This is a genomic window from Mitsuaria sp. WAJ17 (assembly GCF_014174515.1).
GTDB lineage: Bacteria > Pseudomonadota > Gammaproteobacteria > Burkholderiales > Burkholderiaceae_C > Roseateles_B.
Genome location: NZ_JACJUG010000010.1, coordinates 24,983 through 49,589, shown reverse-complemented (window position 1 = coordinate 49,589; position 24,607 = coordinate 24,983). Strand labels below are relative to the sequence as shown.

The following is a 24,607-nucleotide window of genomic DNA, read 5'->3' as shown; positions in this document are numbered from 1 at the left end:
GCCCTTTGTTCTTGAGTGCTCCCTGCACGCCTTGGCTCGCAGGGGCGCTGTCGCTCAGTCGCGTTCGCCGCCGAAGATGCCCAGCATCGCCAGCAGATTCTGGAATACGTTGTAGATGTCCAGGTAGATGGCGAGGGTGGCGCTGATGTAGTTGGTCTCGCCGCCATCGATGATGCGCTTGACGTCATACACCATGAAGGCCGAGAACACGGCCATGGACAGCACCATCAGCGTCAGCATCAGGGCTGAGGACTGCAGGAAGACGTTCACCAGGCCGGCCACGAACATGATGATCACGCCGACGAACAGAAACTTGCCCATGGCGGACAGATCGCGCTTGATCACCGTGGCGAGGCTGGCCATGGCGAGGAAGATGGCGCCAGTGCCTGCGAAGGCCGTCATGATCAGCGTGGGGCCGTTGGAGAAACCCAGCACGAAGCTCAGCAGGCGGGAGAGCATCAGGCCCATGAAGAACGTGAAGGCCAGCAACGAGGCCACGCCGGCTGCGCTGTTCTTGGTCTTTTCAACCAGGAACATGAGGCCGAAGGCGCCTACAAGGAACAGAAGCAAGCTGGGGCCGCTGCCCAGGGTGGCCAGGATGCCGGTGCTCACGCCGATCCAAGCACCCAGCACGGTGGGGACCATGGAAAGCGCCAGCAGCCAGTAGGTATTGCGCAGCACACGCTGCCGGTCGGCGGCCAGGCCTTGGGCAAAGCTGCCGATCTGACCTTGAACGTCGTACATGAATTTCTCCGGTTTTATTGACAGGCTGCCCGGACGGGGCAGGCCCGACCGATTCTAGGGTGAGCAGAGCGACAGTTTTGCCATCTGCGTGCCGAATCCCATGACGGGTCAAGGCTAAAGTGAGGCCTTGTCTGCATTTTTCAAGTTCACGAGATCCCCTATGAAGCATAAGCCCTATCTCGCCCTGGAAGACGTCAAGCGCATTGCCGCCGCAGCCGAAGCCGAGGCGGCAAAGAACAACTGGGCCGTCAGTATCGCCATCGTGGACGATGGTGGTCACTTGCTGTGGCTGCAGCGCCTGGACGGCGCCGCGGCCATCTCCGCCCAGATCGCTCCAGCCAAGGCGCATACGGCAGCCTTGGGACGTCGCGAGTCCAAGGTCTACGAAGACATGATCAACCAAGGGCGCGTCTCCTTCCTGAGCGCCCCCGGCCTGTCTGGTCTGCTTGAGGGTGGCGTGCCCGTGATGGTTGATGGCTTCTGTGTGGGTGCTGTCGGTGTCAGCGGTGTGAAGTCCAGCGAGGATGCTCAGATCGCACGCGCGGGCATTGCGGCGCTGGGCTGAAGCCGAGCCGTTGGGCGAGGCGAGGGTTCGTTTCCCGCGAATGTCCCTGCCGTCGATGACGGGACTTTTTGTGCGGAACTTCGCTCGGTAATTACCCTGCTCGGTTATACTTAGCAGGTTTACCCGCAACCACCCCGCACCCAGCGAAACTCGAACCGTTTCCCCATCGGATTCAGGTCTTTCGGAAGCACTTCCCAGGACCGCACAAGCCGCCTCAGACCTCTGGTGTGTGGCGGCTTTTTCAGAGCAGAGCTGGGTGCGCACAATAACGGAGAATCCCGTGCTGCCCGATCTGCTTTCCTCCCCCTCAGCGATCCTCGCCCTGGCAGACGGCACGGTCTTCAAAGGCACCTCGATCGGCGCCGCCGGTCATACCGTCGGCGAAGTGGTGTTCAACACCTCGCTCACCGGTTACCAGGAAATCCTCACCGACCCCAGCTATTGCCGGCAGATCGTCACCCTGACGTACCCGCATATCGGCAACTATGGCGTCAATGACGAGGATGTCGAGGCCCAGAAGATCTTTGCCGCAGGTCTGATCGTCAAGGAAGTCCCCGTCCTTGATTCCAATTTCCGAAAGACGCGCAGCCTCCAGCAGTACTTGAAGGATGAAGGCACGGTGGCCATCGCCGGCCTCGACACCCGGCGCCTCACCCGTGTGCTCCGCGCCCATGGCGCCCAGAACGGTTGCATCCTGGCGCTCCCAGTGGGTGAAGCGATCACCGAGACCCATGTTGCCGACGCCATCGCCCGCGCCAAGGCGGCCCCCAGCATGGCTGGCCAGGACCTGGCCAAGGTGGTGTCCCGCACGGAGCGCGAGAGCTGGACTCAGACCGAGTGGGTCCTGGGCAAGGGCTACGGCGACCAGGCTGCGCCCAAGTTCCACGTGGTGGCCTACGACTTCGGCGTGAAGCGCAACATCCTGCGCATGCTGGCCTCGCGCGGCTGCAAGATCACTGTCGTGCCTGCCCAGACGCCTGCCAGCGCGGTCTTCGATCTGGAGCCGGATGGCGTTTTCCTCTCTAACGGCCCCGGGGATCCTGAACCCTGTGACTACGCCATCGAGGCGGCCCGCCAATTGATCGATGCAGGCATTCCGACCTTCGGCATCTGCCTGGGTCACCAGATCATGGCCCTGGCCAGCGGCGCCAAGACCTTCAAGATGAAGTTCGGTCACCACGGCGGCAACCACCCCGTGAAAGACCTGGACAACCAGCGCGTCTCCATCACCAGCCAGAACCATGGCTTCGCTGTGGACGCCGCCACGCTGCCAGCCAATCTGCGCCCCACGCACATCAGCCTGTTTGACGGCACGTTGCAAGGCCTGGCCCGCACCGACAAGCCTGCCTTCTGCTTCCAGGGCCACCCCGAGGCGAGCCCGGGTCCGCATGACATCGCTTACCTGTTCGACCGGTTCATCGGTCTGATGGCCAAGGCCTAAAGCCGAAGAGAAGGAGAACAAACAATGGCAAAACGCAGCGACATCAAGAGCATTCTCATCATCGGCGCCGGCCCCATCATCATCGGTCAGGCCTGCGAGTTCGACTACTCCGGCGCCCAGGCCTGCAAGGCCCTGCGCGAGGAAGGCTACAAGGTCATCCTGGTCAACAGCAATCCTGCGACCATCATGACGGACCCGGACACGGCCGATGTGACCTATATCGAGCCCATCACCTGGCAGGTGGTCGAGAAGATCATCGCCAAGGAGCGTCCGGACGCCGTCCTGCCCACCATGGGCGGCCAGACCGCGCTGAACTGCGCCCTGGACCTGCACAAGCACGGCGTGCTGGCCAAGTACAACGTGGAGATGATTGGCGCGAACGAGAAGGCCATCGAGAAGGCGGAAGACCGCCTGAAGTTCAAGGACGCAATGACCAAGATCGGCCTGGACTCGGCCAAGTCCGGCATTGCCCACACCATGGAAGAGGCCTGGGCCGTGCAGAAGCGCATCCATGCCGAGATCGGCGGCGCGGGCTTCCCCATGGTGATTCGCCCCAGCTTCACGTTGGGCGGCACCGGCGGTGGTATTGCCTACAACCCCGAGGAATTCGAGGAAATCTGCAAGCGCGGCTTGGACCTCTCGCCTACCAACGAGCTGCTCATCGAGGAATCGCTGATCGGCTGGAAGGAATACGAGATGGAAGTGGTCCGCGACAAGGCGGACAACTGCATCATCGTGTGCTCCATCGAGAATCTGGACCCCATGGGCATCCACACCGGTGACTCCATCACCGTGGCCCCGGCGCAGACGCTGACCGACAAGGAGTACCAGCTGCTGCGCAACGCTTCCATCGCCATCCTGCGCGAGATCGGCGTGGACACCGGTGGCTCGAACGTGCAGTTCTCGATCAACCCCAAGAACGGTCGCATGATCGTGATCGAGATGAACCCGCGCGTGTCGCGCTCGTCGGCGCTGGCCTCCAAGGCCACGGGCTTCCCGATCGCCAAGGTGGCCGCCAAACTGGCCGTGGGCTATACGCTGGACGAGCTGAAGAACGACATCACCGGCGGTGCGACCCCGGCGTCCTTCGAGCCCTCGATCGATTACGTGGTCACCAAGATTCCGCGCTTTGCCTTCGAGAAGTTCCCGATGGCCGATTCGCACCTGACCACGCAGATGAAGTCCGTGGGTGAAGTGATGGCCATGGGCCGCAGCTTCCAGGAATCGTTCCAGAAGGCTCTGCGCGGCCTGGAGACCGGCATCGACGGCCTGACCGAGCGCTCGACCGATCGTGAAGAAATCGTTCAGGAAATCGGCGAGCCCGGCCCCGAGCGCATTCTCTTCCTGGCCGACGCTTTCCGCATCGGCATGAGCCTGCAGGAGGTTTTCGACGAGACCGCCGTGGACCCCTGGTTCCTGGCCCAGATCGAGCAGCTGATCCAGATCGAACAAACCCTCAAGGGCCGCGCCTTGGCCTCGCTGAGCAAGGATGAGCTGCGCTTCCTGAAGCAGAAGGGCTTTTCCGATAAGCGCATCGCCAAGCTGCTGGGCACCAACCAGCACGAAGTGCGCCGCGCTCGCCACGCACAGGGCATCCGCCCGGTCTACAAGCGGGTTGACACCTGCGCCGCCGAGTTCGAGACGCAGACCGCCTATATGTACTCCACCTATGACGAGGAGTGCGAGGCCGCGCCGACGGACAAGAAGAAGATCATGGTGCTGGGCGGTGGCCCGAACCGGATCGGCCAGGGCATCGAATTCGACTACTGCTGCGTCCATGCCGCTCTCGCCATGCGCGAGGACGGCTACGAGACCATCATGGTCAACTGCAATCCTGAGACCGTATCGACCGACTACGACACCTCGGACCGCCTCTACTTCGAGCCGGTGACCCTGGAAGACGTGCTGGAGATCGTCGATAAGGAAAGGCCCGTCGGCGTGATCGTGCAATACGGCGGCCAGACGCCGCTGAAGCTGGCCCTGGACCTGGAAGCCAACGGCGTGCCCATCATCGGCACGACGCCCGATTCCATTGACATCGCAGAGGACCGCGAGCGCTTCCAGAAGCTGCTGCATGAGCTGGGCCTGAAGCAGCCGCCCAACCGCACTGCGCGCAGCGAGGACGAGGCCGTGGCCCTGGCCCAGGAGATCGGCTACCCGCTGGTCGTGCGCCCGAGCTATGTGCTGGGCGGCCGTGCGATGGAGATCGTGCACGGCGACAAGGACCTGGAGCGCTACATGCGCGAAGCGGTGCGCGTCTCCGACAAGTCCCCCGTGCTGCTGGACCACTTCCTGCAAGACGCTGTCGAGGTCGATGTGGACTGCATCTCCGATGGTGAGGCGGTGATGATCGGCGGCATCATGGAGCACGTGGAGGCCGCTGGCATCCACTCGGGCGACTCCGCCTGCTCGCTGCCGCCGTACACCCTGTCTGCCGAGTTGCAGGACGAGCTTCGCCGCCAGTCGGCGGCCATGGCTCGCGCACTGAAGGTGGTCGGCTTGATGAACGTGCAGTTCGCGATCCAGGGTGACGTCACCAAGGGCCTGGGCGAGAACCAGGTCTACGTGCTGGAAGTGAACCCGCGCGCCTCGCGCACCGTGCCCTTCGTGTCCAAGGCCACGGGCCAGCAACTGGCCAAGATCGCGGCCCGCTGCATGGCCGGCCAGAAGCTGGCCCAGCAGAAGGACCGCAAGGGTGAGGTGCCCCACGAGGTGGTGCCGCCGTACTTCAGCGTCAAGGAAGCCGTCTTCCCCTTCAACAAGTTCCCCGGCGTGGACCCCATCCTCAGCCCGGAAATGCGTTCGACGGGCGAAGTCATGGGGGCCGGACGCACCTTCGGCGAGGCCATGCTCAAGAGCCAGTTGGGGGCTGGCAGCCGCCTGCCGCGCCAGGGCAATGTGCTGATCACGGTGAAGAACAACGACAAGTCCCGTGCGGTCGCCGTTGCTCGTGATCTGCATGCGCTGGGCTTCGGCGTTGTCGCCACCAAGGGCACGGCTGCGGCCATCAGCGAGGCGGGCGTGCCGGTGCAACTGGTCAACAAGGTCAAGGACGGCCGCCCTCACATCGTTGACATGATCAAGGGCGGCGACATCCAGCTCGTCTTCACCACCGTGGACGAGACCCGCACTGCCATCGCCGACAGCCGTCACATTCGCCAGGCCGCCCTGGCCAACCGCGTGACCTACTACACCACCATGGCGGGCTGCGAGGCTGCCGTGGAGGGGATGAAGCACAAGGATGGCCTGCTCGTGCAATCCCTGCAGGAACTGCACACCGAACTGCACTAAACTGCAGACCTGCCGGACCGCTCCCAAGCTTTGGGCGCCGGTCCGGCCTCAAAAACCGCCGCTGCGGCTCCTAGCGAGTCCCTGCGGCGGTCTTGTTTTGTCAATCAAGGTTCTATGTATGGCCACGATCCCTCTGACCAAGCGCGGCGCTGAAAAGCTGAAGGAAGAACTGCATCGACTCAAGACAGTCGAGCGTCATGCCGTGATCAATGCCATCGCCGAGGCGCGTGCCCAGGGTGATCTGTCTGAGAACGCCGAGTACGAGGCTGCCAAGGACAAGCAGGGCTTCATCGAAGGCCGCATCCTGGAGATCGAGGGCAAGCTGGCGGCCGCCCAGGTCATCGACCCGGCGGACGTGGATGCTGGCGGCAAGGTGGTGTTTGGCACCACGGTGGACCTGGAGGAGGAAGCCTCCGGCAACGAAGTGACCTACCAGATCGTCGGCGACGACGAGGCCGACCTGAAGCTGGGCCTGATCTCCATCTCCTCGCCCATCGCGCGCGCGCTGATTGGCAAGGAAGCCGGCGACGTGGCCGAGGTGCATGCGCCTGGGGGTGTCAAGCGCTATGAGATCGTCGAAGTCCGGTATGTCTGACCGCCCCCTACCGGCTTCGCCGGCCCCCTCGAGGGGGCAAGGCCGAGGGCCCGGTAGAGCCGGATCCCCGGCCTTCACTCGGGAAGGCCGTGCGGGGGCTCAGGGTGTGGTGGCTCCTGTCAACGGAGCCTGCCGATGCTGATACGTGTTCGGGCCTTGCTGGCCGCCCTGTGGGGCGGCTTTCTTCTATGCGTGGCTGGTGTCGCAGCGCCGGTGGCGTTTGGCGTGCTGGCTCGGCCGGAGGCGGGGCACTATGTGGGGCGGCTGTTCGAGCTGGATGCGCAGTTGGGTCTGCTGCTCGGGTTGCTGCTGGTGATGATGGAGCGGCGCGTGCAGCGCGAGGCCGAGGCTTCGCGCATCACCACGCCGGAGCTGTTGCTGCCGTTGGGGGCGCTGTTCTGCGTGGTGCTGGGCTACTACGGCTTGCAGCCGCTGATGGCTCAGGCGCGGGCAGGGCAGGGCGCCCTCAGCTTTGGTGCCCTGCACGGCCTCTCGTCCGCGGTGTTCGCGGTCAAGCTGGTGCTGGTGCTGGGCCTGGCCTGGCGCACCAGCCGCCGCTGAGTCATCGATTGCAAAAAAAGAGGACCGGCGCCCGAGGGCGGCGGTCCTGGCCGGCTGGTGTCGGCGGTGTTCAGTCGGCGACGCGCTTCTTCACGCTGCGCTGCTTGGGCTTGGCACGCTTGATCTCGCCACCTTGGGCCACGCGCTGGTTGCCCAGCAACTGGACCTTCTTGATGGTGGGGCGGCTGTTGCCGTTCTTGGAGAACTTGACGATCTTCACCACCTTGGGCGCGGGCATGCCGCCTTCGCGCTCGTTGCGCTCCTTCTCGGGGATGGGGCGCCACAGGATCAGCAGCTTGCCGATGTGCTGGATGGGGGCGGCGTCAAGCTCGTCGGCGAGCTGGTCGAGAATGGCGCCACGCATCTCGCGGTCATCCGACATCACGCGGACCTTGATCAGGCCGTGGGCCTTCAGGGCGTGGTCGGTTTCCTTCACGACAGCGGGTGTGAGTCCATCGGCGCCAATCATCACGACGGGGTCGAGGTGATGGGCGTCGGCACGTTTTTCCTTGCGCTGGGCAGGGGTCAGTTGAATCGCAGGCATGGCCGTATTATCGGGCCAGACGCTCCAAATCATGAAAATCGACAGCAAAAGCAAGAAGATCAACAAGGCGTGGCTCAATGACCACGTCAACGACCCTTATGTGCGCCAGGCCCAGAAGGAGGGCTACCGCTCCCGTGCGGCCTACAAGCTCAAGGAGATCGACGAAGAGCTGCGGCTGATCAAGCCGGGCCAGGTGGTCGTCGATCTGGGCGCCTCGCCCGGTGCCTGGAGCCAGTACCTGCGCCGCAGGTTCGCGCCCAAGCAGGCGGGGGCGGGTGGCGCTGCGGTGGGTGAGCTCAATGGCACCATCATCGCGCTGGACCTGCTCGAGTTCGAGCCCGTCGAGGGCGTGCAGTTCATCCAGGGTGACTTCCGCGAGGAGGCCGTCCTCCATGCGCTGGAGGCAGCGCTGGACGGCAAGCCGGTGGACGTGGTCGTCTCGGACATGGCGCCCAACCTTTCCGGCATCGAGATCACCGATGCCGCCCGTATCGAGCACCTGATCGAGCTGGCCATCGATTTCTCCCAGCAACACCTCAAGCCCGAGGGCGCTCTGGTGGCCAAGGTCTTCCATGGCAGTGGCTACAACCAATTGGTGGAAATGTTTAAGAAGGCTTTCAGGAAGGTGAGAGCCGTCAAGCCCAAGGCCTCCCGAGACCGCTCGGCCGAGACCTTTCTGGTCGGCATGGGTTTGAAGTAGATCAAGCCCCGGTGACGCCCAGATCGCAAGCGCGACTTTTGGCTATAGCGCGGCAAGGATTTGACAATCCGGCCTCAGCTCTTGACTGCAATAGAATCAACCCCATATGCCGTGCATCAGCCGCTCCCTGCGGCATGTGGAATGGAATAAGGAGTCGCGGTGAACAATCAGTGGTTCTCGAAGGTAGCTGTTTGGCTGGTGATCGCTTTGGTGCTGTTCACCGTGTTCAAGCAGTTCGACAAGCAGCGCCCTGTCGATGCCGTGACCTATACCCAGTTCATGGACGACGCGAAGGCCGGCAAGATCAAGCGGGTCGAGACGCAAGGGCGCGTGGTCAAGGTCACCCCCAACGATGGCGTGCCCTACACCATCGTCCAGCCGGGGCACATCTGGATGGTCGATGACCTGATGAAGTACGGCGTGCAGGTCGTTGGCAAGGCCGATGACGAGCCCTCCGTGCTGCAGACCCTGCTCATCAGCTGGGGGCCCATGATCCTGCTGATCGGCGTGTGGATCTACTTCATGCGCCAGATGCAGGGCGGCGGCAAAGGCGGTGCCTTCAGCTTCGGCAAGTCCAAGGCCCGCATGCTGGACGAGGCCAACAACAACATCACCTTCGCTGACGTCGCGGGCTGCGACGAAGCCAAGGAAGAGGTCAAGGAGCTGGTGGACTTCCTCAAGGATCCACAGAAGTTCCAGAAGCTCGGTGGCCGCATCCCCCGTGGCGTGCTGATGGTCGGCCCTCCGGGCACCGGCAAGACGCTGCTGGCCAAGTCCATCGCTGGCGAGGCCAAGGTGCCTTTCTTCACGATCTCGGGCTCGGACTTCGTCGAGATGTTCGTGGGCGTGGGCGCTGCCCGTGTCCGTGACATGTTCGAGCAGGCCAAGAAGAGTGCGCCCTGCATCATCTTCATCGACGAAATCGACGCCGTCGGCCGGCACCGTGGCGCCGGTCTGGGCGGTGGCAATGACGAGCGTGAGCAGACCCTCAACCAGATGCTGGTCGAGATGGACGGCTTCGACACCAACCTGGGCGTCATCGTGATCGCCGCCACCAACCGTCCGGACATCCTGGACCCGGCACTGCTGCGCCCCGGCCGCTTCGACCGTCAGGTCTATGTGACCCTGCCGGACATCCGCGGCCGCGAACAGATCCTGAACGTGCACATGCGTAAGGTGCCCATCGGCCAGGACGTCAATGCGTCCATCCTGGCCCGCGGCACGCCCGGCATGAGCGGTGCTGACCTGGCCAACCTGGTCAACGAGGCCGCGCTGTTCGCGGCTCGCCGCAACGCCCGCACTGTTGAGATGATCGACTTCGAGCGCGCCAAGGACAAGCTCTACATGGGCCCCGAGCGCAAGAGCATGGTGATGACCGACGAGGAGAAGCGGGCCACCGCCTACCACGAGTCGGGCCATGCGATCGTGGCCGAGTGCCTGCCAGGCACGGACCCGGTGCACAAGGTCACCATCATGCCGCGCGGCCGCGCCCTGGGCGTGACCTGGCAATTGCCCGAGCGTGACCAGTACAGCCGCTACTACAAGCAGATGCTCAACGAGATCAGCATCCTCTTCGGTGGCCGTATCGCCGAGGACCTGTTCGTCAAGGACATCTCCACCGGTGCTTCCAACGACTACGAGCGTGCCACCCGCATCGCCCGCGACATGGTCACCCGCTACGGCATGAGCGAGCTGCTGGGCCCGATGGTCTATGCAGAGAACGAGGGCGAAGTCTTCCTCGGTCGCAGCATGACCAAGACCGCCAACATCAGCGAGAACACGCAGCAGAAGGTCGATGCCGAGATGCGCCGCATCCTCGATGAGCAGTACGCCGTGGCGCAGAAAATCCTCGAGGACAACCGCGACAAGGTCGAGGTGATGACCGACGCCCTGATGAAGTGGGAGACCATCGACCGCGACCAGGTGCTGGACATCATGGCCGGAAAGCCCCCGCGCGGCCCTGGTGAATCCCCCAGCACCAGCAGCGGCCCCAGCAACGGCGGCACGCCGCCGGTCAGCACGGATGGCGCACCTGCCGCCGCCTGACCTGCTGCTTTGAAGCGCGAGGCCTGTCTCCCAGAGACGGGCCTTTTTCTTTTCACCGACCTGACGGAGCCGGCGCTGGCTCCCTTAACGATGTTCTGGCAGACCACCCGCTTTCGCATTGACCTCCGGACCCCGCAGGTCATGGGCATCGTCAACGCGACGCCCGATTCCTTCTCCGATGGCGGCCGGCATGCTGGCACTGCTGCGGCGCTGGCGCACTGCGAGCAGCTGCTGAAGGAGGGGGCGCACATCCTGGATATCGGGGGCGAGTCCAGCCGGCCGGGTGCGCCGCGGCTCAGTGCGGACGAGGAATGGCAGCGCATCGAGGGCGTGCTGCGCGGCGCGCTGAGCCTGGGCGTGCCGGTGTCCATCGATACCTGCAAGGCGGAGCTGATGCGTCGTGCAGCCGACCTCGGCGTGGACATCCTCAATGACATCCTCGCCCTGCGTGACCCTGGCGCCGAGGCGGTGATGCTGGCGCATCCGCAACTGGGCGCCTGCCTCATGCACATGCGCGGGGACTCCGGCAGCATGCAGTCCCTGACCGACTATGCCGATGTGGTGGCGGAGGTGGCTCAATTCCTGAGCGAGCGTGCCCAGGCCCTGCGGACAAAGGGCGTGGCCGCCGAACGCATCGTGCTGGACCCGGGCTACGGATTCGCCAAGACTGTCGAGCAGAACTTCGAGCTGCTGCGCCGTCAGGCGGAGCTGAAGGCCCTGGGCTACCCCCTGCTGGCGGGTCTTTCGCGCAAGTCGGCCATCGGAGTTGTTACGGGGCGTACGGTTGAGCAGCGACTGCCTGGCAGTCTGGCGGCAGCGCTGCTGGCCCTCAGCCATGGGGCGCGGGTGCTGCGCGTGCACGATGTGGCCGCCACCGTGGACGCCCTGCAGGTATGGGGGGCCGGCGGTGGCGCAGGCGCCTGAGCCGGTCTGATCGGCGAGAATGCCACCCATTCAAAATTCGGAGGAAGCTCGCAATGAGCCGTAGCTATTTCGGGACTGACGGTATCCGCGGTACCGTCGGCCAATCGCCGATCACGCCGGACTTCATGCTGCGCCTGGGCCATGCCGTGGGCAAGGTGCTGCGCCGCAATGGCGCCGCACGCCCCAGTGTGCTGATCGGCAAGGACACGCGCATCTCCGGCTACATGCTGGAGTCCTCGCTGGAAGCCGGCTTTGCCTCGGCCGGCGTGGACGTCTGGCTCACGGGTCCGCTGCCCACGCCAGGCGTCGCCTACCTCACGCGCGCTCTGCGCCAGGACCTGGGTGTGGTGATCTCGGCCTCCCACAACCCCTTTGCGGACAACGGCATCAAGTTCTTCTCCGCCAAGGGCGAGAAGCTGCCCGATGCCTGGGAGATCGCCGTCGAGCAGGCCCTGGAAGAGCCGGCCTCCTGGGTGGACTCCGCCAGCCTGGGGCGTGCCCGCCGCCTGCAGGATGCCCGTGGCCGGTACATCGAGTTCTGCAAGGCCTCCTTCAGCCAGGACTTGAGCCTGCGCGGCCTGAAGCTGGTGGTCGATGCGGCCCATGGCGCGGCCTATCACGTGGCGCCCGACGTGCTCCATGAGCTGGGCGCCGAGGTGATCTCCATTGGCTGCAGCCCGGACGGCTTCAACATCAATGATGGCGTGGGCGCCACGGCACCGGCTGCGCTGGTGAAAGCCGTCAAGGAACACGGGGCGCACTACGGCATCGCGCTGGATGGCGACGCTGACCGCCTGCAGTTCGTCGATGCCGCTGGCCGTCTCTACAACGGCGACGAGCTGCTCTATGTGATGGTTGCAGACCGCCTGGCCCAGGGCCAGCGTGTGCCGGGCGCCGTGGGCACCCTGATGACCAACATGGCCGTCGAGCTTGCCCTCAAGAGGCGCGATGTCGATTTCGTCCGCGCCAAGGTGGGTGACCGCTACGTGCTGGAAGAGCTGATCTCGCGCGGCTGGCAGCTGGGCGGCGAGGGCTCGGGCCACCTGCTGGCCCTGGACAAGCACACCACGGGCGACGGCATGGTCAGCGCGCTGCTCGTGCTGTCCGCCATCTGCCGCACCGGCAAGAGCCTGGCCGAGCAGTTGGAGGGGGTGACCCTGTTCCCGCAGACCCTGATCAACGTCCGCATGCAACCCGGGCAGGACTGGAAGGGCAACGCCGAGCTGGCCCGCGTGCAGGCCGAGGTGACGGCTGAGCTGGGTGAACGTGGCCGCGTGCTGATTCGCGCCTCCGGCACCGAGCCGCTGCTGCGTGTGATGGTCGAGGCTAGCGATGCGGCTCTGGCCCAGTCCTGCGCCGAGCGCATGGCGGCTACCGTGCGCGGCTGATTCGTTCAGCGCGCGGTCAAAAAAAGGGCGCCTGTGAAGGCGCCCTTTGCTTTGGTGCTTGGTCTTGAGATGCGCCGGCCGAGGAGCCGTCCGCCGGCTTACTTCTTGGCCGGCAGCAGCACGCGGTCGATCACATGGGCGACACCGTTGGTGGCGCCGATGTCGGCACGCTGGACCACGGCATCTTCCACCGTCACGAAATCACCCGCGCGCGCCAGGGCCAGGGCGCTGCCTTGCAGGCTCTTGGGGGTGCTGTTCTTCACCTCAGCAGCCGGCAGCTTGCTGGCCAGCATGTGCAGGTGCAGGACGGCCTTGAGCTGCTCCTTGTCCTGGCTGAGCTTGTCCAGGGTGGCGGCGGGCAGGGCCTTGAAGGCCTCGTCGGAGGGTGCGAACACGGTCAGCGGGCCGGCGGCGCGCAGTTCCTCGGTGAGGCCGGCCTGCGCGACCAGGCGGTTGAAGGTGCTCAGCTGGGGATCGCGGCCCAGGGTGTCGGCCAGCGGGGCCGGTGCCGGGGCGGTGGCGCAGGCCACCAGGCCGAACAGGGTGGCGCTGAGCGCCAGGAAGCGGGTCAGATGGGTCATGTCGAGTCTCCAGCTTGGCTGTAAAAGGGCGATGCCCGGCAGCGTAGGCAGGTGACATGACAGGGCGGTGAACGCCGTATGACAATTCAGCTGCCCCGGTCAGCAGGGGGAATGCGGCTGTCATCTGTGTCACGTACCCGTCACAGAGCGGTCATAGCATTGCGTTCATCGCTCAACAACCCATAACGCGATAGGACTGAAATGACAAACAAGCTGATCCGCACCGGCCTCCTGATGACTGCATTCGCCGCCGCCTGCGGCCTGGCTCAAGCGCAGGACGTGACGGGCGCTGGCGCCTCCTTCCCGGCGCCCGTGTATGCCAAGTGGGCCGATGCCTATCACAAGGCCAATGGCGCACGCATCAACTATCAGTCGGTGGGCTCCGGTGCAGGCATCCGCCAGATCAAGGCCAAGACCGTGGACTTCGGCGCCTCCGACGCGCCCCTGAAGGACGACGAGCTGGCCAAGGACGGCCTGCTGCAGTTCCCCACCGTCATTGGCGGCGTGGTCCCCGTGGTGAACATCAAGGGTGTGAACCCTGGTCAGCTGAAGCTCACCGGGGCCGTGCTGGGCGACATTTACCTGGGCAAGATCAGCAAGTGGAACGATGCTGCCATCACCGCCCTGAACCCCGGCGTGGCTCTGCCTGACGCCGCCATCGCCCCGGTGCGCCGTGCTGATGGCTCGGGCACCAGCTTCCTCTTCACCAACTACCTCTCCAAGGTCAATGCCGAGTGGAAGAGCAAGGTGGGCGAGGGCACGGCCGTGAACTGGCCGACGGGTACGGGCGGCAAAGGCAACGAGGGTGTGTCGGCCTTCGTGATGCGCCTGCCCAACTCCATCGGTTACGTGGAGTACGCCTATGCCAAGCAGAACAAGATGGCCTTCGTGCAGCTGAAGAACGCCGCCGGCAACTATGTCTCGCCCAGCGATGATGCCTTCAAGGCAGCGGCCGCCGGCGCCGAGTGGAACAAGAGCTTCTACCAGGTGCTGACCGAGCAGGCTGGCAAGGACAGCTGGCCCATCACCGGTGCCACCTTCATCCTGATGCACAAGGTGCAGGACAAGCCCGCCGCCGCCGCTGCCAGCCTGAAGTTCTTCGACTGGGCCTACAGCCAGGGCGACAAGATGGCCGATGACCTCGACTACGTTCCGCTGCCGGCCTCGGTCAAGGACCTGATCCGCAAGCAATGGGCGGACCAGATCAAGGACGCTGCCGGCAAGGCCATCAGCCTCAAGTAAGCACAGAGAAGCAGCCGCCCATGCGACACAGACCCCGACGCTGCAGCCCGGCGCCGGGGCTTGTGCGTATCGCCTGAACTGCTCAAGCACCGTATCGTGGAGGTTCCCATGGCCGCCGTACTGACTCCCCCTATGACCGACACCACCGACCGGGACCGTGCCCAGAAGAGGGTGCTGCCCCAAGGCCAGCCGCCTGAGCGCCGTCGCACCCTGCCGTGGGCCGATGCGCTGTTCGCTGGCCTTGCGCAAGGCGCCGCCTGGCTGACGCTGGCGCTGCTGGCCGGTATCCTGCTGTCCCTGCTGCTGGGCGCCATGCCGGCGATCCGCGAATTCGGCCTGGGCTTCCTGCTCAGCAAGGATTGGGACCCCGTGCAGGAGAAGTTCGGTGGCCTGGTAATGATCTATGGCACGCTGATGACCTCCTTCATTGCGTTGCTGATCGCTGTGCCGGTGAGCTTCGGCATCGCAATCTTCCTGACTGAGCTGTCCCCCGGCTGGCTGCGCGGCCCGCTGGGCATCGCGGTGGAATTGCTGGCAGCTGTGCCCTCCATCGTCTACGGCATGTGGGGCTTGCTGGTCTTTGGGCCCATCCTTTCGACTTTCGTGCAGCAGCCGCTGCAGAAACTGTTTGACGGCGTGCCCTACATCGGCGCGCTGTTCACCGGCCCGCCGGTGGGCATTGGCATCCTGTCGGCCGGCATCATCCTGGCCATCATGATCATTCCCTTCATCGCCTCGGTGATGCGCGACGTTTTCGAGGTCACGCCGCCCATGCTGAAGGAATCGGCCTACGGCCTGGGCGCCACGACCTGGGAAGTGGTGTGGAAGGTCGTGCTGCCCTTTACAAAGACCGGCGTGGTCGGTGGCGTGATGCTCGGCCTGGGTCGAGCCCTGGGCGAGACCATGGCCGTCACCTTCGTGATCGGCAACATGAACCAGCTGAACTCGCCCTCCATTTTCGAGGCCGCCAACAGCATCACCTCGGCCCTGGCGAATGAGTTTGCCGAAGCCGGCGAGGGTCTGCACCAGGCCTCGCTGATCTACCTGGGCCTGGTGCTGTTCTTCATCACCTTCGTAGTGCTGAGCTTCTCCAAGATTCTGCTGAGCCGCCTGAAGAAGGGCGAAGGAGCCCGCGCATGAATACCTCTGTTGCTCCGGCGATGGACGCGCAGCGTCTGCGCCACCATGCGCGTCGCAAGCGCACCAATGCCATCGCGCTGACCCTGTCCCTGGCGGCAATGGCCTTTGGCGTGTTCTGGCTGATCTGGATCCTCTTCGAGACCGTCCGTCTGGGGCTGGGTGGCCTCAACTGGGCCACCTTCACCGAGATGACGCCGCCCCCGCAGGCGGAAGTCGGCGGCCTGGCCAATGCCATCTTCGGCTCCATCACCATGGTGGGCCTTGCCACGCTGCTGGGCACGCCCATCGGCATCATGGCGGGCGTCTACCTGGCCGAGTACGGGCAGAAGACGCGCCTGGGCTCCGCGGTGCGCTTCATCAACGACATCCTTCTGTCGGCGCCGTCCATCGTGATCGGCCTCTTCGTCTACGCGGTGGTGGTCTCGCGCATGAAGACCTTCTCCGGCCTGGCTGGCGTGCTGGCCCTGGCCCTGATCGTGATCCCGGTGGTGATCCGCACCACCGAGAACATGCTGAGCCTGGTGCCCAATGCCCTGCGCGAGGCCGCCTATGCCCTGGGCACGCCCAAGTGGAAGGTCATTCTCTCGGTGACGCTGAAGTCGGCCCGTGCCGGCGTGATCACCGGCGTGCTGCTGGCCCTGGCCCGCATCTCCGGCGAGACCGCGCCGTTGCTGTTCACGGCCCTGTCAAACCAGTTCTGGACTTCGTCTCTGGGCGAGCCCATGGCCAGCCTGCCGGTCACCATCTTCAAGTTCGCGATGAGCCCCTATGAAAACTGGCAGAAGCTGGCATGGGCGGGTGTCTTCCTCATCACCATGGGCGTGCTGGCGCTGAACATCCTGGCGCGCGTCCTGTTCAAGAAAAAGCACTGAAGCGAGAGACTCATGGATACCAAGGTCGAAATGCCCGTGACGGAGCGTGCCAAGCTGTCGGTGCGCAACCTGAATTTCTATTACGGCAACTTCCACGCCCTCAAGAACATCAACCTGGACATCCCGGAGAAGAAGGTCACCGCCTTCATCGGGCCGTCCGGCTGCGGCAAGTCCACGCTGCTGCGCACGCTCAACCGCATGTTCGAGCTCTATCCCGAGCAGCGCGCGGAAGGCGAGATCCTGCTGGACGGCAGCGACATCCTCTCCAGCGGTGAGGACGTCTCCCTGATCCGCGCCAAGGTGGGCATGGTCTTCCAGAAGCCCACGCCTTTCCCCATGTCCATCTACGACAACATTGCCTTCGGCGTCCGTCTCTTCGAGACCCTGCCGCGCGTGGAGATGGACGAGCGTGTGGAATGGGCCCTGAAGAAGGCCGCGCTGTGGAACGAGGTCAAGGACAAGCTCAATCAGAGCGGCTCCGGCCTCTCCGGCGGCCAGCAGCAGCGCCTGTGCATCGCCCGCGGCATCGCCATCAAGCCCGAGGTGCTGCTGCTGGATGAACCCTGCTCGGCACTGGATCCCATTTCCACGGGCAAGATCGAGGAACTGATCCACGAGCTGAAGACCGACTACACGGTGGCCATCGTCACCCACAACATGCAGCAGGCCGCCCGCTGCTCGGACTACACGGCCTATATGTACCTGGGCGACCTGATCGAGTTTGGCCCCACCGCCGAGCTCTTCATGAAGCCCAAGCGCAAGGACACGGAGGACTACATCACCGGGCGCTTTGGCTGAGGCCGTGGCCCTGTTGATGTTGGGGCGCAGGCCAGGCCTGCGCCGAGGAATGCACAGGCGGTCGGCCCCATGCGCCAGCCGCCCCAAGGAGCAAAAGAATGAGTGACAAGCATCTCTCCACCCAGTTCGATGCCGAGCTGAGCGGCATCTCCACGCGCGTGCTGGAGATGGGGGGCCTGGTCGAGGCCCAGGTGGCGCAGTCGGTCGAGGCCCTGATCAACTTCAGCGGCGACCTGGCTGCGACCGTGCTCAAGACGGAGGAGCGCGTGAATGCCATGGAGGTCGAGATCGATCGCGACCTTTCCAGCATCATCGCCCGACGTCAGCCCACGGCCCGCGACCTGCGCCTGCTGATCGCGGTGTCCAAGACCATCGCCAACCTGGAGCGCGTGGGCGACGAAGCTGCGCGCGTGGCCCGCACCGTGCAGCGCCTGATCAACGAGGGCGTGTCCGGCCGGCTGCGCCTGCCCATGTCCGACCTCAGCTTTGAGGCCGAGCTTGCCACCGCCCAGCTGCGCAAGGCCCTGGATGCTTTTGCACGCCTGGATGTGGATCGTGCCCTGGAAGTGTTGAAGCAGGATGACGCCATCGACAAGGAGTTCGACGGCCTGATGCGCAAGCTGATCACCTACATGATGGAAGACCCCCGGACCATCTCGGCCAGCATCGACCTGATCTTCGTGGCCAAGGCTATCGAGCGCGTGGGTGATCACGCCAAGAACCTCGCCGAAGTGATCATCTACGTGGTGAAGGGCACGGACGTGCGTCACAACACGCCGGATGCCGTGGCCACCATGGTCAAGCCCTGACCCTCAACGACAAGGAGTACGAACCATGAGCCGCATTCTCGTCGTCGAGGACGAAGCCGCAATCGCCGAACTCATTTCCATCAACCTGCGCCACGCCGGCTTCGAGGTGACCCTGGCCGGCAGTGCCGATCAGGCCCAGCTTGAAGTGGACCGTGTGCTGCCGGACCTGGTGGTCCTGGACTGGATGCTTCCGGGCCAGTCCGGCATCGGCCTGGCGCGCCAATGGCGCTCGGCCGCTCGCACCAAGGAGCTGCCCATCATCATGCTGACGGCGCGTGCCGAAGAGAGCGACAAGGTCTCCGGCCTGGACGCCGGTGCAGACGACTACCTCACCAAGCCCTTCTCGACCAACGAACTGCTGGCCCGCATCCGCGCCGTGCTGCGCCGCAAGGCGCCCGAGGCGCTGGACTCGGTGGTGGAGGTCGGCCCGCTGAGCCTGGACCCCGGCACACGCCGCGTCAGCCGTGACGGCGTGGAGGTGAAGCTGGGTCCGACCGAATTCCGCCTGCTGCACTTCTTCATGACGCACCCAGAGCGCGTGCACAGCCGCTCGCAGCTGCTGGACCGCGTGTGGGGCGACCACGTCTTCATCGAGGAGCGCACCGTCGATGTGCACGTGAAGCGCCTGCGCGAGGCCCTGGAGAAGGTGCAGTGCCAGCGCATGATCGAGACGGTGCGGGGCGCCGGCTACCGGCTGACGCAGCAGGTGGCCGCAGTTTCCGCATGATCGAGCGACGCACAAGGACGTCTGGTATCGACCCTAGGCGGGTCATGTTGCAGGAATTGAAATGACCTGGATGTTGCCTCGCATCGTGCTTGCGGCGCTGGCGGTACTGTTGGGGGCAGGTCTTGCCTGGCTGCTGGGCAGCTGGTGGCCGCAGCTGCCGTGGTTGCCGCCGTTGACGGGCTCGTTGATCGGCGTGGCCGCGCTGTTCACGGTGGACTCGCTGCGCGCGCACCGCCTCATGCAGTGGCTGCGGGGCGCGCTGGCCGGTTCGGCGCCGCGTGACCGCGGGCTGTGGGGCGAGCTCGCCTACCGCGTGGAGCGCGCCGTGCGCGACCGTGACCGCGCCATCGAGCGGGAGAGGCAGGAGCTGCTGCAGTTCCTGTCCGCCATCGAGGCCTCACCCAATGGTGTGCTGATGCTGGATGCCGAGGACCACATCCGCTGGTGCAACCGCGTCGCGGCCGATCATTTCTCGCTGGACCCGCACCGTGATCGCGACCAGCGCGTGACCAACCTCGTGCGTTTCCCGGCCTTCGTGGCCCTGCTGCAGTCGGGTGACTACGGCCAACCCCTGGTGCTGCCGCATGTGCGAGGCCGCCTGACCCTGGCCGTGGTGGTGCGGGCCTATGGCGAGGGCATGCGCCTGGTGCTGACCCAGGACATCACCGAGCGCGAACGCGCCGAGGCCATGCGGCGCGACTTCGTGGCCAACGTCTCGCACGAGATCCGTACACCGCTGACTGTGTTGGCCGGCTTCATCGAAACCATGGCGTCCCTGCCGCTGACGGAGTCGGAGCGCAAGCGTGTGCTGAGCCTCATGAACCAGCAGACGCAACGCATGCAGGCCCTGGTAAGCGACCTCCTGACCCTGGCGCAGCTGGAAGGCAGCCCGCGGCCGGATGCGGACCGTTGGCTGGTGGCCCAGGCCCTGCTGCAGCGCGTGCTGAGCGACGCCTCGGCTCTGTCCAACGGCCGCCATGAGCTGGTGCTGCACAGCGGGCCGGCGGCCGAGCTGGCCGGTGTGGAGGCGGAGTTGCTCAGCGCGGTCGCCAACCTGGCCAACAACGCGGTGCGCTATACGCCGGACGGCGGTCGCATCGAGCTGAGCTTCGCGCTGCTGGCCGATGGCTCGGGTGAGATCAGCGTGTGCGACACCGGCCCCGGCATCGCCCGAGAGCATCTGCCGCGCCTCACTGAACGCTTCTACCGTGTCGATGGCAGCCGCAATCGCGATACCGGCGGCACGGGACTGGGCCTCTCCATCGTCAAGCACGTGGCCCAGCGCCATGGCGGCGAGCTGAAGATCGACAGCGAGGTGGGCAAGGGCTCGCGCTTCCGCGTGGCCTTGCCGGCGGCGCGGGTACGTTCCGTGGAGGCGCTGGGCATCGAGGCCGCGCGCGTGCCCGAAGGGAGCTTCTGAGCGCCTCCTTGAGGACGGCGCCTGCTGAGGGCCGCCCGGGACTGTACAGCGGCACAGGGCAGGGCAGGGTGCCCCGCGCTCGCGCCGCTCAGCGTGGCTCTCGCTGATACAAGCGGTAGGACTGGGTCCGGTCCGTTGGTCGCTTGACCGTTGCGATCAGCTGCCAGCCGGCGGCGGGCGCCGAGGCACTGGCGTCGTCGGATTGGAGCAGCAGCAGCGGGCACTGCGTGTCAGCCGCGCTGCGCAGGGCATCGACCTTCCAGTGCCCCTGGACTTCCAGCGCCGCCACCAGCGACAGCGCCTGGCCCGGTGTGGCCAGGCAGAGCGCATCCGGCGGCATGACGCGGGCCAATCGCTCGATCAGGGGCCGGTGGCTGCGCGCATAGTCCAGCACTGGCAGCCACAGGGTCAGGGCCAGCAGCCAGGCCAGGGCCACGCCGCCTGAAGGCAGCACCATGCTCTTCCACAGCGCATGCCGGTGGCGCGCTGTGCGCCAACGCAGCAGCCCCAGCCAGGCCGCCGTCCCCAGGGTGGCAAAGAGCAGTGCCAGGGGGTGGAAGGTGGGCTCGAAGCCCTTGGCCAGGTTGCGCACATTGGCCAGGGGCTGGGCCGGCCAGCCGGTCTGCATGGAGAGGTAGTAGAGCCAAATGAACAGCGCGATGGCGCTGAAGAAGAACATGGAGAACCAGTCCAGCATGGCGCTCATGCTGCGGCTGAAGGTGGGTAGGGCGAAGCTCGCCAGCACGGCCAGAGCGGGCAGGCCCAGCATCAGGGCGCGGTCAGAGCCGCCCATGCTCAGGCAGCTGAGCAGGGAGACCAGCACGGCCAGCAGCGGCACGCTGACATGGCGGCGTTGCAGATAGGCGCGCCAGCGCCACAGCGTCCATAGGGCCAGCGGCCAGACGGGCCAGGCGAACCACAGCAGCAGGGTCCCGATGCGCAGCGGAAAGTCGGCACCGGGCAGGGCCTGCAGGCGCCAGGCCCAACTGCCCAAGGCCCAGGCCAGCAAGGCGGACAGCACCGTCGCCAGCACAACCCAGAGGATGCTGGCGCGCACCGGCTCATAGGCAGAGCGCCAGCAGATCAGCGCGCCGCCCACTCCCAGCATCAAGGCCACGGCCGGTGCGGCGGAGGCAGCCAGGATGGGCAAGGCCAGCAGCAGGGCCAGGCGCGCCTTCAGGGCCCGGAAGGGGGCCGCCGCCATGCCGTAGACGAACAGCGCCATGCCCAGCAGTTGCAGCAGCTCCGGCGTGGTCTCATGGCCCAGCAGCAGCAGGCCCAGCGAGGCCACCAGAGCCAGCAGGGCGCCGTCGGCCAGGGCGCGGGCATAGTCCACCGCCTGCGCCTCGCCGCCGAAGGCAAAGGCCACCGGCTGAGCGGCCTCCGTCCGGGCGAAATGGAAGCTGCTGTACCAGACCAGGGCAATCACGCCTACCAGGATCAGCGCGAAGGGGATGCGGGCCGCCAGGGCGGGATCCAGCATGGGCAGCAGCTTGATGAAGAGGGCGCCCACCCAGTAGGGCAGCAGTCCGCCATCCGTCGTGACGCCGCCGAGTTCGGGGTGGTGCCAGGGGCTGAGGCCGGCGGCAATCTTGGCCATGAAGCCGTAGGCCGTGAGGTCGGCATTGCGCCAGGGGTCGCGGCCGAAGACGCCGGGGATCACATAGGCCGCGCAGAAGAGCAGCAGGGCCAGCCGGGGCAGGCGCTGGGCGCCGCGTTCGGCAACAATGGCGGGAGTGGCTTGATTCACGCAGGCGGCAGAGGGCTTGAAGGCCGCATCATGCCCCAAATACGGGCGGATGCAGGGCCGGTGGCATGCGGCAGCTGGCGCCAGGCGCATGTGCATGGGACGTGGACATGAAAAAAGGCAGCCAGGGCTGCCTTTCGTGTGGGGCTCGACGCTCGAAGCGCGACCGCGGGCTTTTACTTCTTGATGCCAACGCGAGCGAACTTGTTGCGGAACTTCTCGACGCGGCCACCCAGGTTATCGACGCTCTTTTGAGTGCCGGTGTAGAAGGGGTGCGACTCGCTGGTGGTTTCCAGCTTGACCAGCGGGAATTCCTTGCCGTCGACGGTGATGGTTTCCTTGGTCTGGACGGTCGAACGCGTCACGAACTGGAAGCCGTTGGACTGGTCCACGAACACCACGTCGCGGTAGTTGGGGTGAATGCCTTCTTTCATGGGAAACCTCTCGCCGTAGCTGGTTCAGTGCCGGGAGCCACGTCACACCATGTGACGCACTTTCTGGCGGCGGAAAAACTCGGATTATAGCCACAAATGAAAACGCCGCCTACCCGGCGTGGGAGGCGGCGCTCGAAGGCCGGAATTACCCGCCTCTTCGCATCATGTCGAAGAAGTCGTGGTTGTTCTTGCTGGCCTTCATCTTGTCGAGGATGAACTCCATCGCCTCGATCTCGTCCATGTTGTAGAGCAGCTTGCGCAGGATCCAGCTCTTTTGCAGGATCTCGGGCTTGAGCAGCAACTCCTCGCGGCGGGTGCCGGACTTGTTGATCAGGATCGAGGGGTAGACACGCTTTTCGGCCATGCGGCGATCCAGGTGGATTTCGCAGTTGCCGGTGCCCTTGAACTCTTCGTAGATCACCTCGTCCATGCGCGAGCCGGTGTCGATCAGCGCGGTGCCGATGATGGTCAGCGAACCGCCTTCCTCGACATTTCGGGCCGCGCCGAAGAAGCGCTTGGGGCGCTGCAGGGCGTTGGCATCCACGCCGCCGGTCAGCACCTTGCCGGAGGAGGGCAGGACGTTGTTGTAGGCGCGGGCCAGGCGGGTGATGGAATCCAGCAGGATCACCACGTCCTTCTTGAGCTCGACCAGGCGCTTGGCGCGCTCGATCACCATCTCGGCAACCTGCACGTGGCGGGCGGCGGGCTCGTCGAAAGTGGAGGAGATCACCTCGCCCCGCACGGTGCGCAGCATCTCGGTCACTTCCTCAGGGCGCTCGTCCACCAGCAGCACGATGAGGTGCGCTTCCGGATGGTTGGCCGTGATGGCGTGCGCCAACTGCTGCATCATCATCGTCTTGCCGGTCTTGGGCTGGGCCACCAGCAGGGCGCGCTGGCCTTTGCCGATGGGCGCGATGAGGTCGATGATGCGGCCGGTGATGTTCTCGTCGCTCTTGATCTCGCGCTCGAGCTTGAACTGCTCCTTGGGGAACAAGGGCGTCAGGTTCTCGAACATGATCTTGTGCTTGCTCTCCTCGGGGGTGAGCCCGTTCACGCGATCGACCTTGACCAGGGCGAAGTAGCGTTCCCCGTCCTTGGGAACGCGCACTTCGCCTTCGATCATGTCGCCGGTGTGGAGGTTGAAGCGGCGGATCTGGCTCGGGGAGAGGTAGATGTCGTCGGTGGACGCCATGTAGCTGGTGTCCGGCGAGCGCAGGAAGCCGAAGCCGTCAGGCAGTACTTCGAGGACGCCGTCACCAAAGACTTGTTCGCCCGCCTTGGCGCGCTTCTTCATGATCGCGAACATCAGCTCCTGCTTGCGCATGCGGGCGACGTTGTCGATCTCCAGCTCCTCGCCCATCTTGATCAGGGCGGAGACGTGAAGCGCTTTCAGTTCAGAAAGATGCATGGGGAAACCCGGTTGGGTCGTCCAGGGTCTGCCAGAAACCCGGGACAGGATCTTCGGTCGCCATCGCCATCGCCGCCCATGCGCAGCGCATCAGGGCAGTCAACACAAACAAAAGGTGCGGGAGCTTGGGCGCCGAGTCCATGCCCCGAAGCCGGACCGGCTGGGGCATGTTGGCCATTCAAGCCCGGCCGAGTGGGGCCGGGCATGTGGGGGAGATTATAGGTTGGCGTCGAGGAAGGACGTCAACTGGGCCTTGGAGAGGGCGCCAACCTTGGTTGCGGCCAGCTGGCCGTCCTTGAAGAGCATGAGAGTCGGAATGCCACGGATGCCGAACTTGGCGGGCACTTCACGGTTCTCGTCCACGTTCATCTTGGCGACCTGCAGACGGCTGCCGTAATCCTTGGCCACTTCGTCCAGGATGGGGGCAATCATCTTGCAGGGGCCGCACCATTCGGCCCAGTAGTCCACCAGCACGGGCGTGGCGGATTGGAGGACATCGGCGTCGAATGACGCGTCGGAGATGTGTTTGATCAGTTCGCTGCTCATGGATGAGTCCTTGGACAGGCTGCACGCAGCCGGGGCCCGAGTCACTATTTGCAAGCCCGCCAGGGGGCAGGACTCAGGGCACAA

At 65.1% G+C, this 24,607-nt stretch carries 23 protein-coding genes; 16 read left to right on the top strand and 7 right to left on the bottom strand.

What is annotated here, in order from left to right; genetic code table 11:
- Window positions 1-54 precede the first annotated feature (54 nt).
- Complete coding sequence (locus H5407_RS10095; protein WP_183104324.1) at window positions 55-744, bottom strand: Bax inhibitor-1/YccA family protein; 690 nt, start codon at window positions 742-744, stop codon at window positions 55-57.
- 160 nt (window positions 745-904) lie between these two features.
- Here H5407_RS10095 and H5407_RS10090 point away from each other — a divergent pair, with 160 nt between their 5' ends.
- The 5 genes from H5407_RS10090 (at window position 905) to H5407_RS10070 (ending at window position 7,197) form a co-directional block, all read left to right on the top strand.
- Window positions 905-1,309, top strand: coding sequence for a heme-binding protein (locus tag H5407_RS10090; RefSeq protein WP_183104323.1), 405 nt, complete (start codon window positions 905-907; stop codon window positions 1,307-1,309).
- Window positions 1,310-1,589: 280 nt separating this feature from the next.
- Entirely contained in the window at window positions 1,590-2,750 is a 1,161-nt protein-coding gene (gene carA / locus H5407_RS10085) for a glutamine-hydrolyzing carbamoyl-phosphate synthase small subunit (RefSeq protein ID WP_183104322.1), read from the top strand.
- A 24-nt stretch (window positions 2,751-2,774) separates the two neighbouring features.
- Window positions 2,775-6,041, top strand: coding sequence for a carbamoyl-phosphate synthase large subunit (gene carB, locus H5407_RS10080; RefSeq protein WP_183104321.1), 3,267 nt, complete (start codon window positions 2,775-2,777; stop codon window positions 6,039-6,041).
- 118 nt (window positions 6,042-6,159) lie between these two features.
- Window positions 6,160-6,636 carry a transcription elongation factor GreA gene (greA, locus tag H5407_RS10075; protein WP_183104320.1) on the top strand — a complete coding sequence of 159 codons (477 nt, stop codon included), beginning with the start codon at window positions 6,160-6,162 and terminating at the stop codon, window positions 6,634-6,636.
- Window positions 6,637-6,771: 135 nt separating this feature from the next.
- Window positions 6,772-7,197 carry a DUF4149 domain-containing protein gene (locus tag H5407_RS10070; protein WP_183104319.1) on the top strand — a complete coding sequence of 142 codons (426 nt, stop codon included), beginning with the start codon at window positions 6,772-6,774 and terminating at the stop codon, window positions 7,195-7,197.
- 70 nt (window positions 7,198-7,267) lie between these two features.
- Here the strand turns inward: H5407_RS10070 and yhbY are convergent, their stop codons facing one another.
- Window positions 7,268-7,741 (bottom strand): ribosome assembly RNA-binding protein YhbY, encoded by a 474-nt coding sequence (gene yhbY, locus H5407_RS10065; RefSeq protein WP_183104318.1) that lies wholly within the window; start codon window positions 7,739-7,741, stop codon window positions 7,268-7,270.
- A 31-nt stretch (window positions 7,742-7,772) separates the two neighbouring features.
- Here yhbY and H5407_RS10060 point away from each other — a divergent pair, with 31 nt between their 5' ends.
- The 4 genes from H5407_RS10060 to glmM all read left to right on the top strand — a co-directional run bounded on the left by H5407_RS10060 (window position 7,773) and on the right by glmM (window position 12,799).
- Window positions 7,773-8,441, top strand: a complete 669-nt coding sequence (locus H5407_RS10060; protein WP_183104317.1) for an RlmE family RNA methyltransferase — start codon at window positions 7,773-7,775, stop codon at window positions 8,439-8,441.
- 159 nt (window positions 8,442-8,600) lie between these two features.
- Entirely contained in the window at window positions 8,601-10,487 is a 1,887-nt protein-coding gene (gene ftsH / locus H5407_RS10055; protein ID WP_183104316.1) for an ATP-dependent zinc metalloprotease FtsH, read from the top strand.
- A gap of 90 nt (window positions 10,488-10,577) precedes the next feature.
- Window positions 10,578-11,411 carry a dihydropteroate synthase gene (gene folP, locus H5407_RS10050; protein WP_183104315.1) on the top strand — a complete coding sequence of 278 codons (834 nt, stop codon included), beginning with the start codon at window positions 10,578-10,580 and terminating at the stop codon, window positions 11,409-11,411.
- Window positions 11,412-11,464: 53 nt separating this feature from the next.
- The gene (gene glmM, locus H5407_RS10045; protein WP_183104314.1) at window positions 11,465-12,799 is read left to right on the top strand and encodes a phosphoglucosamine mutase; all 1,335 of its coding nucleotides are present in this window, start codon (window positions 11,465-11,467) and stop codon (window positions 12,797-12,799) included.
- Between the two features lie 98 nt (window positions 12,800-12,897).
- Here the strand turns inward: glmM and H5407_RS10040 are convergent, their stop codons facing one another.
- The gene (locus H5407_RS10040) at window positions 12,898-13,380 is read right to left on the bottom strand and encodes a fasciclin domain-containing protein (RefSeq protein WP_183104313.1); all 483 of its coding nucleotides are present in this window, start codon (window positions 13,378-13,380) and stop codon (window positions 12,898-12,900) included.
- 201 nt (window positions 13,381-13,581) lie between these two features.
- Between H5407_RS10040 and pstS the strand changes: the two genes are divergently transcribed.
- The 7 genes from pstS (at window position 13,582) to phoR (ending at window position 20,388) form a co-directional block, all read left to right on the top strand.
- Window positions 13,582-14,622 (top strand): phosphate ABC transporter substrate-binding protein PstS, encoded by a 1,041-nt coding sequence (pstS, locus tag H5407_RS10035; protein ID WP_183104312.1) that lies wholly within the window; start codon window positions 13,582-13,584, stop codon window positions 14,620-14,622.
- A 132-nt stretch (window positions 14,623-14,754) separates the two neighbouring features.
- Window positions 14,755-15,762 carry a phosphate ABC transporter permease subunit PstC gene (gene pstC, locus H5407_RS10030; protein WP_255501177.1) on the top strand — a complete coding sequence of 336 codons (1,008 nt, stop codon included), beginning with the start codon at window positions 14,755-14,757 and terminating at the stop codon, window positions 15,760-15,762.
- On the top strand, window positions 15,759-16,634 hold the full coding sequence (gene pstA / locus H5407_RS10025; RefSeq protein ID WP_183104310.1) for a phosphate ABC transporter permease PstA: 876 nt from the start codon (window positions 15,759-15,761) through the stop codon (window positions 16,632-16,634). The genes pstC and pstA overlap by 4 nt, the downstream gene beginning before the upstream one ends.
- A gap of 12 nt (window positions 16,635-16,646) precedes the next feature.
- Window positions 16,647-17,432 (top strand): phosphate ABC transporter ATP-binding protein PstB, encoded by a 786-nt coding sequence (pstB, locus tag H5407_RS10020; protein ID WP_183104309.1) that lies wholly within the window; start codon window positions 16,647-16,649, stop codon window positions 17,430-17,432.
- 98 nt (window positions 17,433-17,530) lie between these two features.
- Window positions 17,531-18,241, top strand: a complete 711-nt coding sequence (phoU, locus tag H5407_RS10015) for a phosphate signaling complex protein PhoU (protein WP_183104308.1) — start codon at window positions 17,531-17,533, stop codon at window positions 18,239-18,241.
- Between the two features lie 25 nt (window positions 18,242-18,266).
- Window positions 18,267-18,968 (top strand): phosphate regulon transcriptional regulator PhoB, encoded by a 702-nt coding sequence (gene phoB / locus H5407_RS10010; protein WP_183104307.1) that lies wholly within the window; start codon window positions 18,267-18,269, stop codon window positions 18,966-18,968.
- Window positions 18,969-19,029: 61 nt separating this feature from the next.
- Entirely contained in the window at window positions 19,030-20,388 is a 1,359-nt protein-coding gene (gene phoR, locus H5407_RS10005) for a phosphate regulon sensor histidine kinase PhoR (RefSeq protein WP_183104306.1), read from the top strand.
- 88 nt (window positions 20,389-20,476) lie between these two features.
- On the opposite strand, the gene H5407_RS10000 is transcribed toward phoR, so the two are convergent.
- The 4 genes from H5407_RS10000 to trxA all read right to left on the bottom strand — a co-directional run bounded on the left by H5407_RS10000 (window position 20,477) and on the right by trxA (window position 24,523).
- On the bottom strand, window positions 20,477-22,138 hold the full coding sequence (locus tag H5407_RS10000; protein ID WP_183104305.1) for a hypothetical protein: 1,662 nt from the start codon (window positions 22,136-22,138) through the stop codon (window positions 20,477-20,479).
- Between the two features lie 173 nt (window positions 22,139-22,311).
- Complete coding sequence (locus H5407_RS09995) at window positions 22,312-22,569, bottom strand: type B 50S ribosomal protein L31 (protein WP_183104304.1); 258 nt, start codon at window positions 22,567-22,569, stop codon at window positions 22,312-22,314.
- Between the two features lie 145 nt (window positions 22,570-22,714).
- A complete protein-coding gene (gene rho / locus H5407_RS09990) occupies window positions 22,715-23,977 on the bottom strand; it encodes a transcription termination factor Rho (protein WP_183104303.1) in 1,263 nt (420 codons plus the stop codon).
- Window positions 23,978-24,193: 216 nt separating this feature from the next.
- Window positions 24,194-24,523 carry a thioredoxin TrxA gene (gene trxA / locus H5407_RS09985; protein ID WP_183104302.1) on the bottom strand — a complete coding sequence of 110 codons (330 nt, stop codon included), beginning with the start codon at window positions 24,521-24,523 and terminating at the stop codon, window positions 24,194-24,196.
- Window positions 24,524-24,607 lie beyond the last annotated feature (84 nt).

Coding starts and splice junctions, on each gene's coding strand:
- trxA (WP_183104302.1), bottom strand. CDS start 24,523: ATGAGCAGCGAACTGATCAAACACATCTCCGACGCGTCATTCGACGCC.
- H5407_RS10090 (WP_183104323.1), top strand. CDS start 905: ATGAAGCATAAGCCCTATCTCGCCCTGGAAGACGTCAAGCGCATTGCC.
- pstS (WP_183104312.1), top strand. CDS start 13,582: ATGACAAACAAGCTGATCCGCACCGGCCTCCTGATGACTGCATTCGCC.
- phoR (WP_183104306.1), top strand. CDS start 19,030: ATGACCTGGATGTTGCCTCGCATCGTGCTTGCGGCGCTGGCGGTACTG.
- glmM (WP_183104314.1), top strand. CDS start 11,465: ATGAGCCGTAGCTATTTCGGGACTGACGGTATCCGCGGTACCGTCGGC.
- greA (WP_183104320.1), top strand. CDS start 6,160: ATGGCCACGATCCCTCTGACCAAGCGCGGCGCTGAAAAGCTGAAGGAA.
- pstB (WP_183104309.1), top strand. CDS start 16,647: ATGGATACCAAGGTCGAAATGCCCGTGACGGAGCGTGCCAAGCTGTCG.
- folP (WP_183104315.1), top strand. CDS start 10,578: ATGTTCTGGCAGACCACCCGCTTTCGCATTGACCTCCGGACCCCGCAG.
- H5407_RS10040 (WP_183104313.1), bottom strand. CDS start 13,380: ATGACCCATCTGACCCGCTTCCTGGCGCTCAGCGCCACCCTGTTCGGC.
- rho (WP_183104303.1), bottom strand. CDS start 23,977: ATGCATCTTTCTGAACTGAAAGCGCTTCACGTCTCCGCCCTGATCAAG.
- H5407_RS10060 (WP_183104317.1), top strand. CDS start 7,773: ATGAAAATCGACAGCAAAAGCAAGAAGATCAACAAGGCGTGGCTCAAT.
- H5407_RS09995 (WP_183104304.1), bottom strand. CDS start 22,569: ATGAAAGAAGGCATTCACCCCAACTACCGCGACGTGGTGTTCGTGGAC.
- pstA (WP_183104310.1), top strand. CDS start 15,759: ATGAATACCTCTGTTGCTCCGGCGATGGACGCGCAGCGTCTGCGCCAC.
- H5407_RS10095 (WP_183104324.1), bottom strand. CDS start 744: ATGTACGACGTTCAAGGTCAGATCGGCAGCTTTGCCCAAGGCCTGGCC.
- phoB (WP_183104307.1), top strand. CDS start 18,267: ATGAGCCGCATTCTCGTCGTCGAGGACGAAGCCGCAATCGCCGAACTC.
- yhbY (WP_183104318.1), bottom strand. CDS start 7,741: ATGCCTGCGATTCAACTGACCCCTGCCCAGCGCAAGGAAAAACGTGCC.
- carB (WP_183104321.1), top strand. CDS start 2,775: ATGGCAAAACGCAGCGACATCAAGAGCATTCTCATCATCGGCGCCGGC.
- phoU (WP_183104308.1), top strand. CDS start 17,531: ATGAGTGACAAGCATCTCTCCACCCAGTTCGATGCCGAGCTGAGCGGC.
- pstC (WP_255501177.1), top strand. CDS start 14,755: ATGACCGACACCACCGACCGGGACCGTGCCCAGAAGAGGGTGCTGCCC.
- H5407_RS10070 (WP_183104319.1), top strand. CDS start 6,772: ATGCTGATACGTGTTCGGGCCTTGCTGGCCGCCCTGTGGGGCGGCTTT.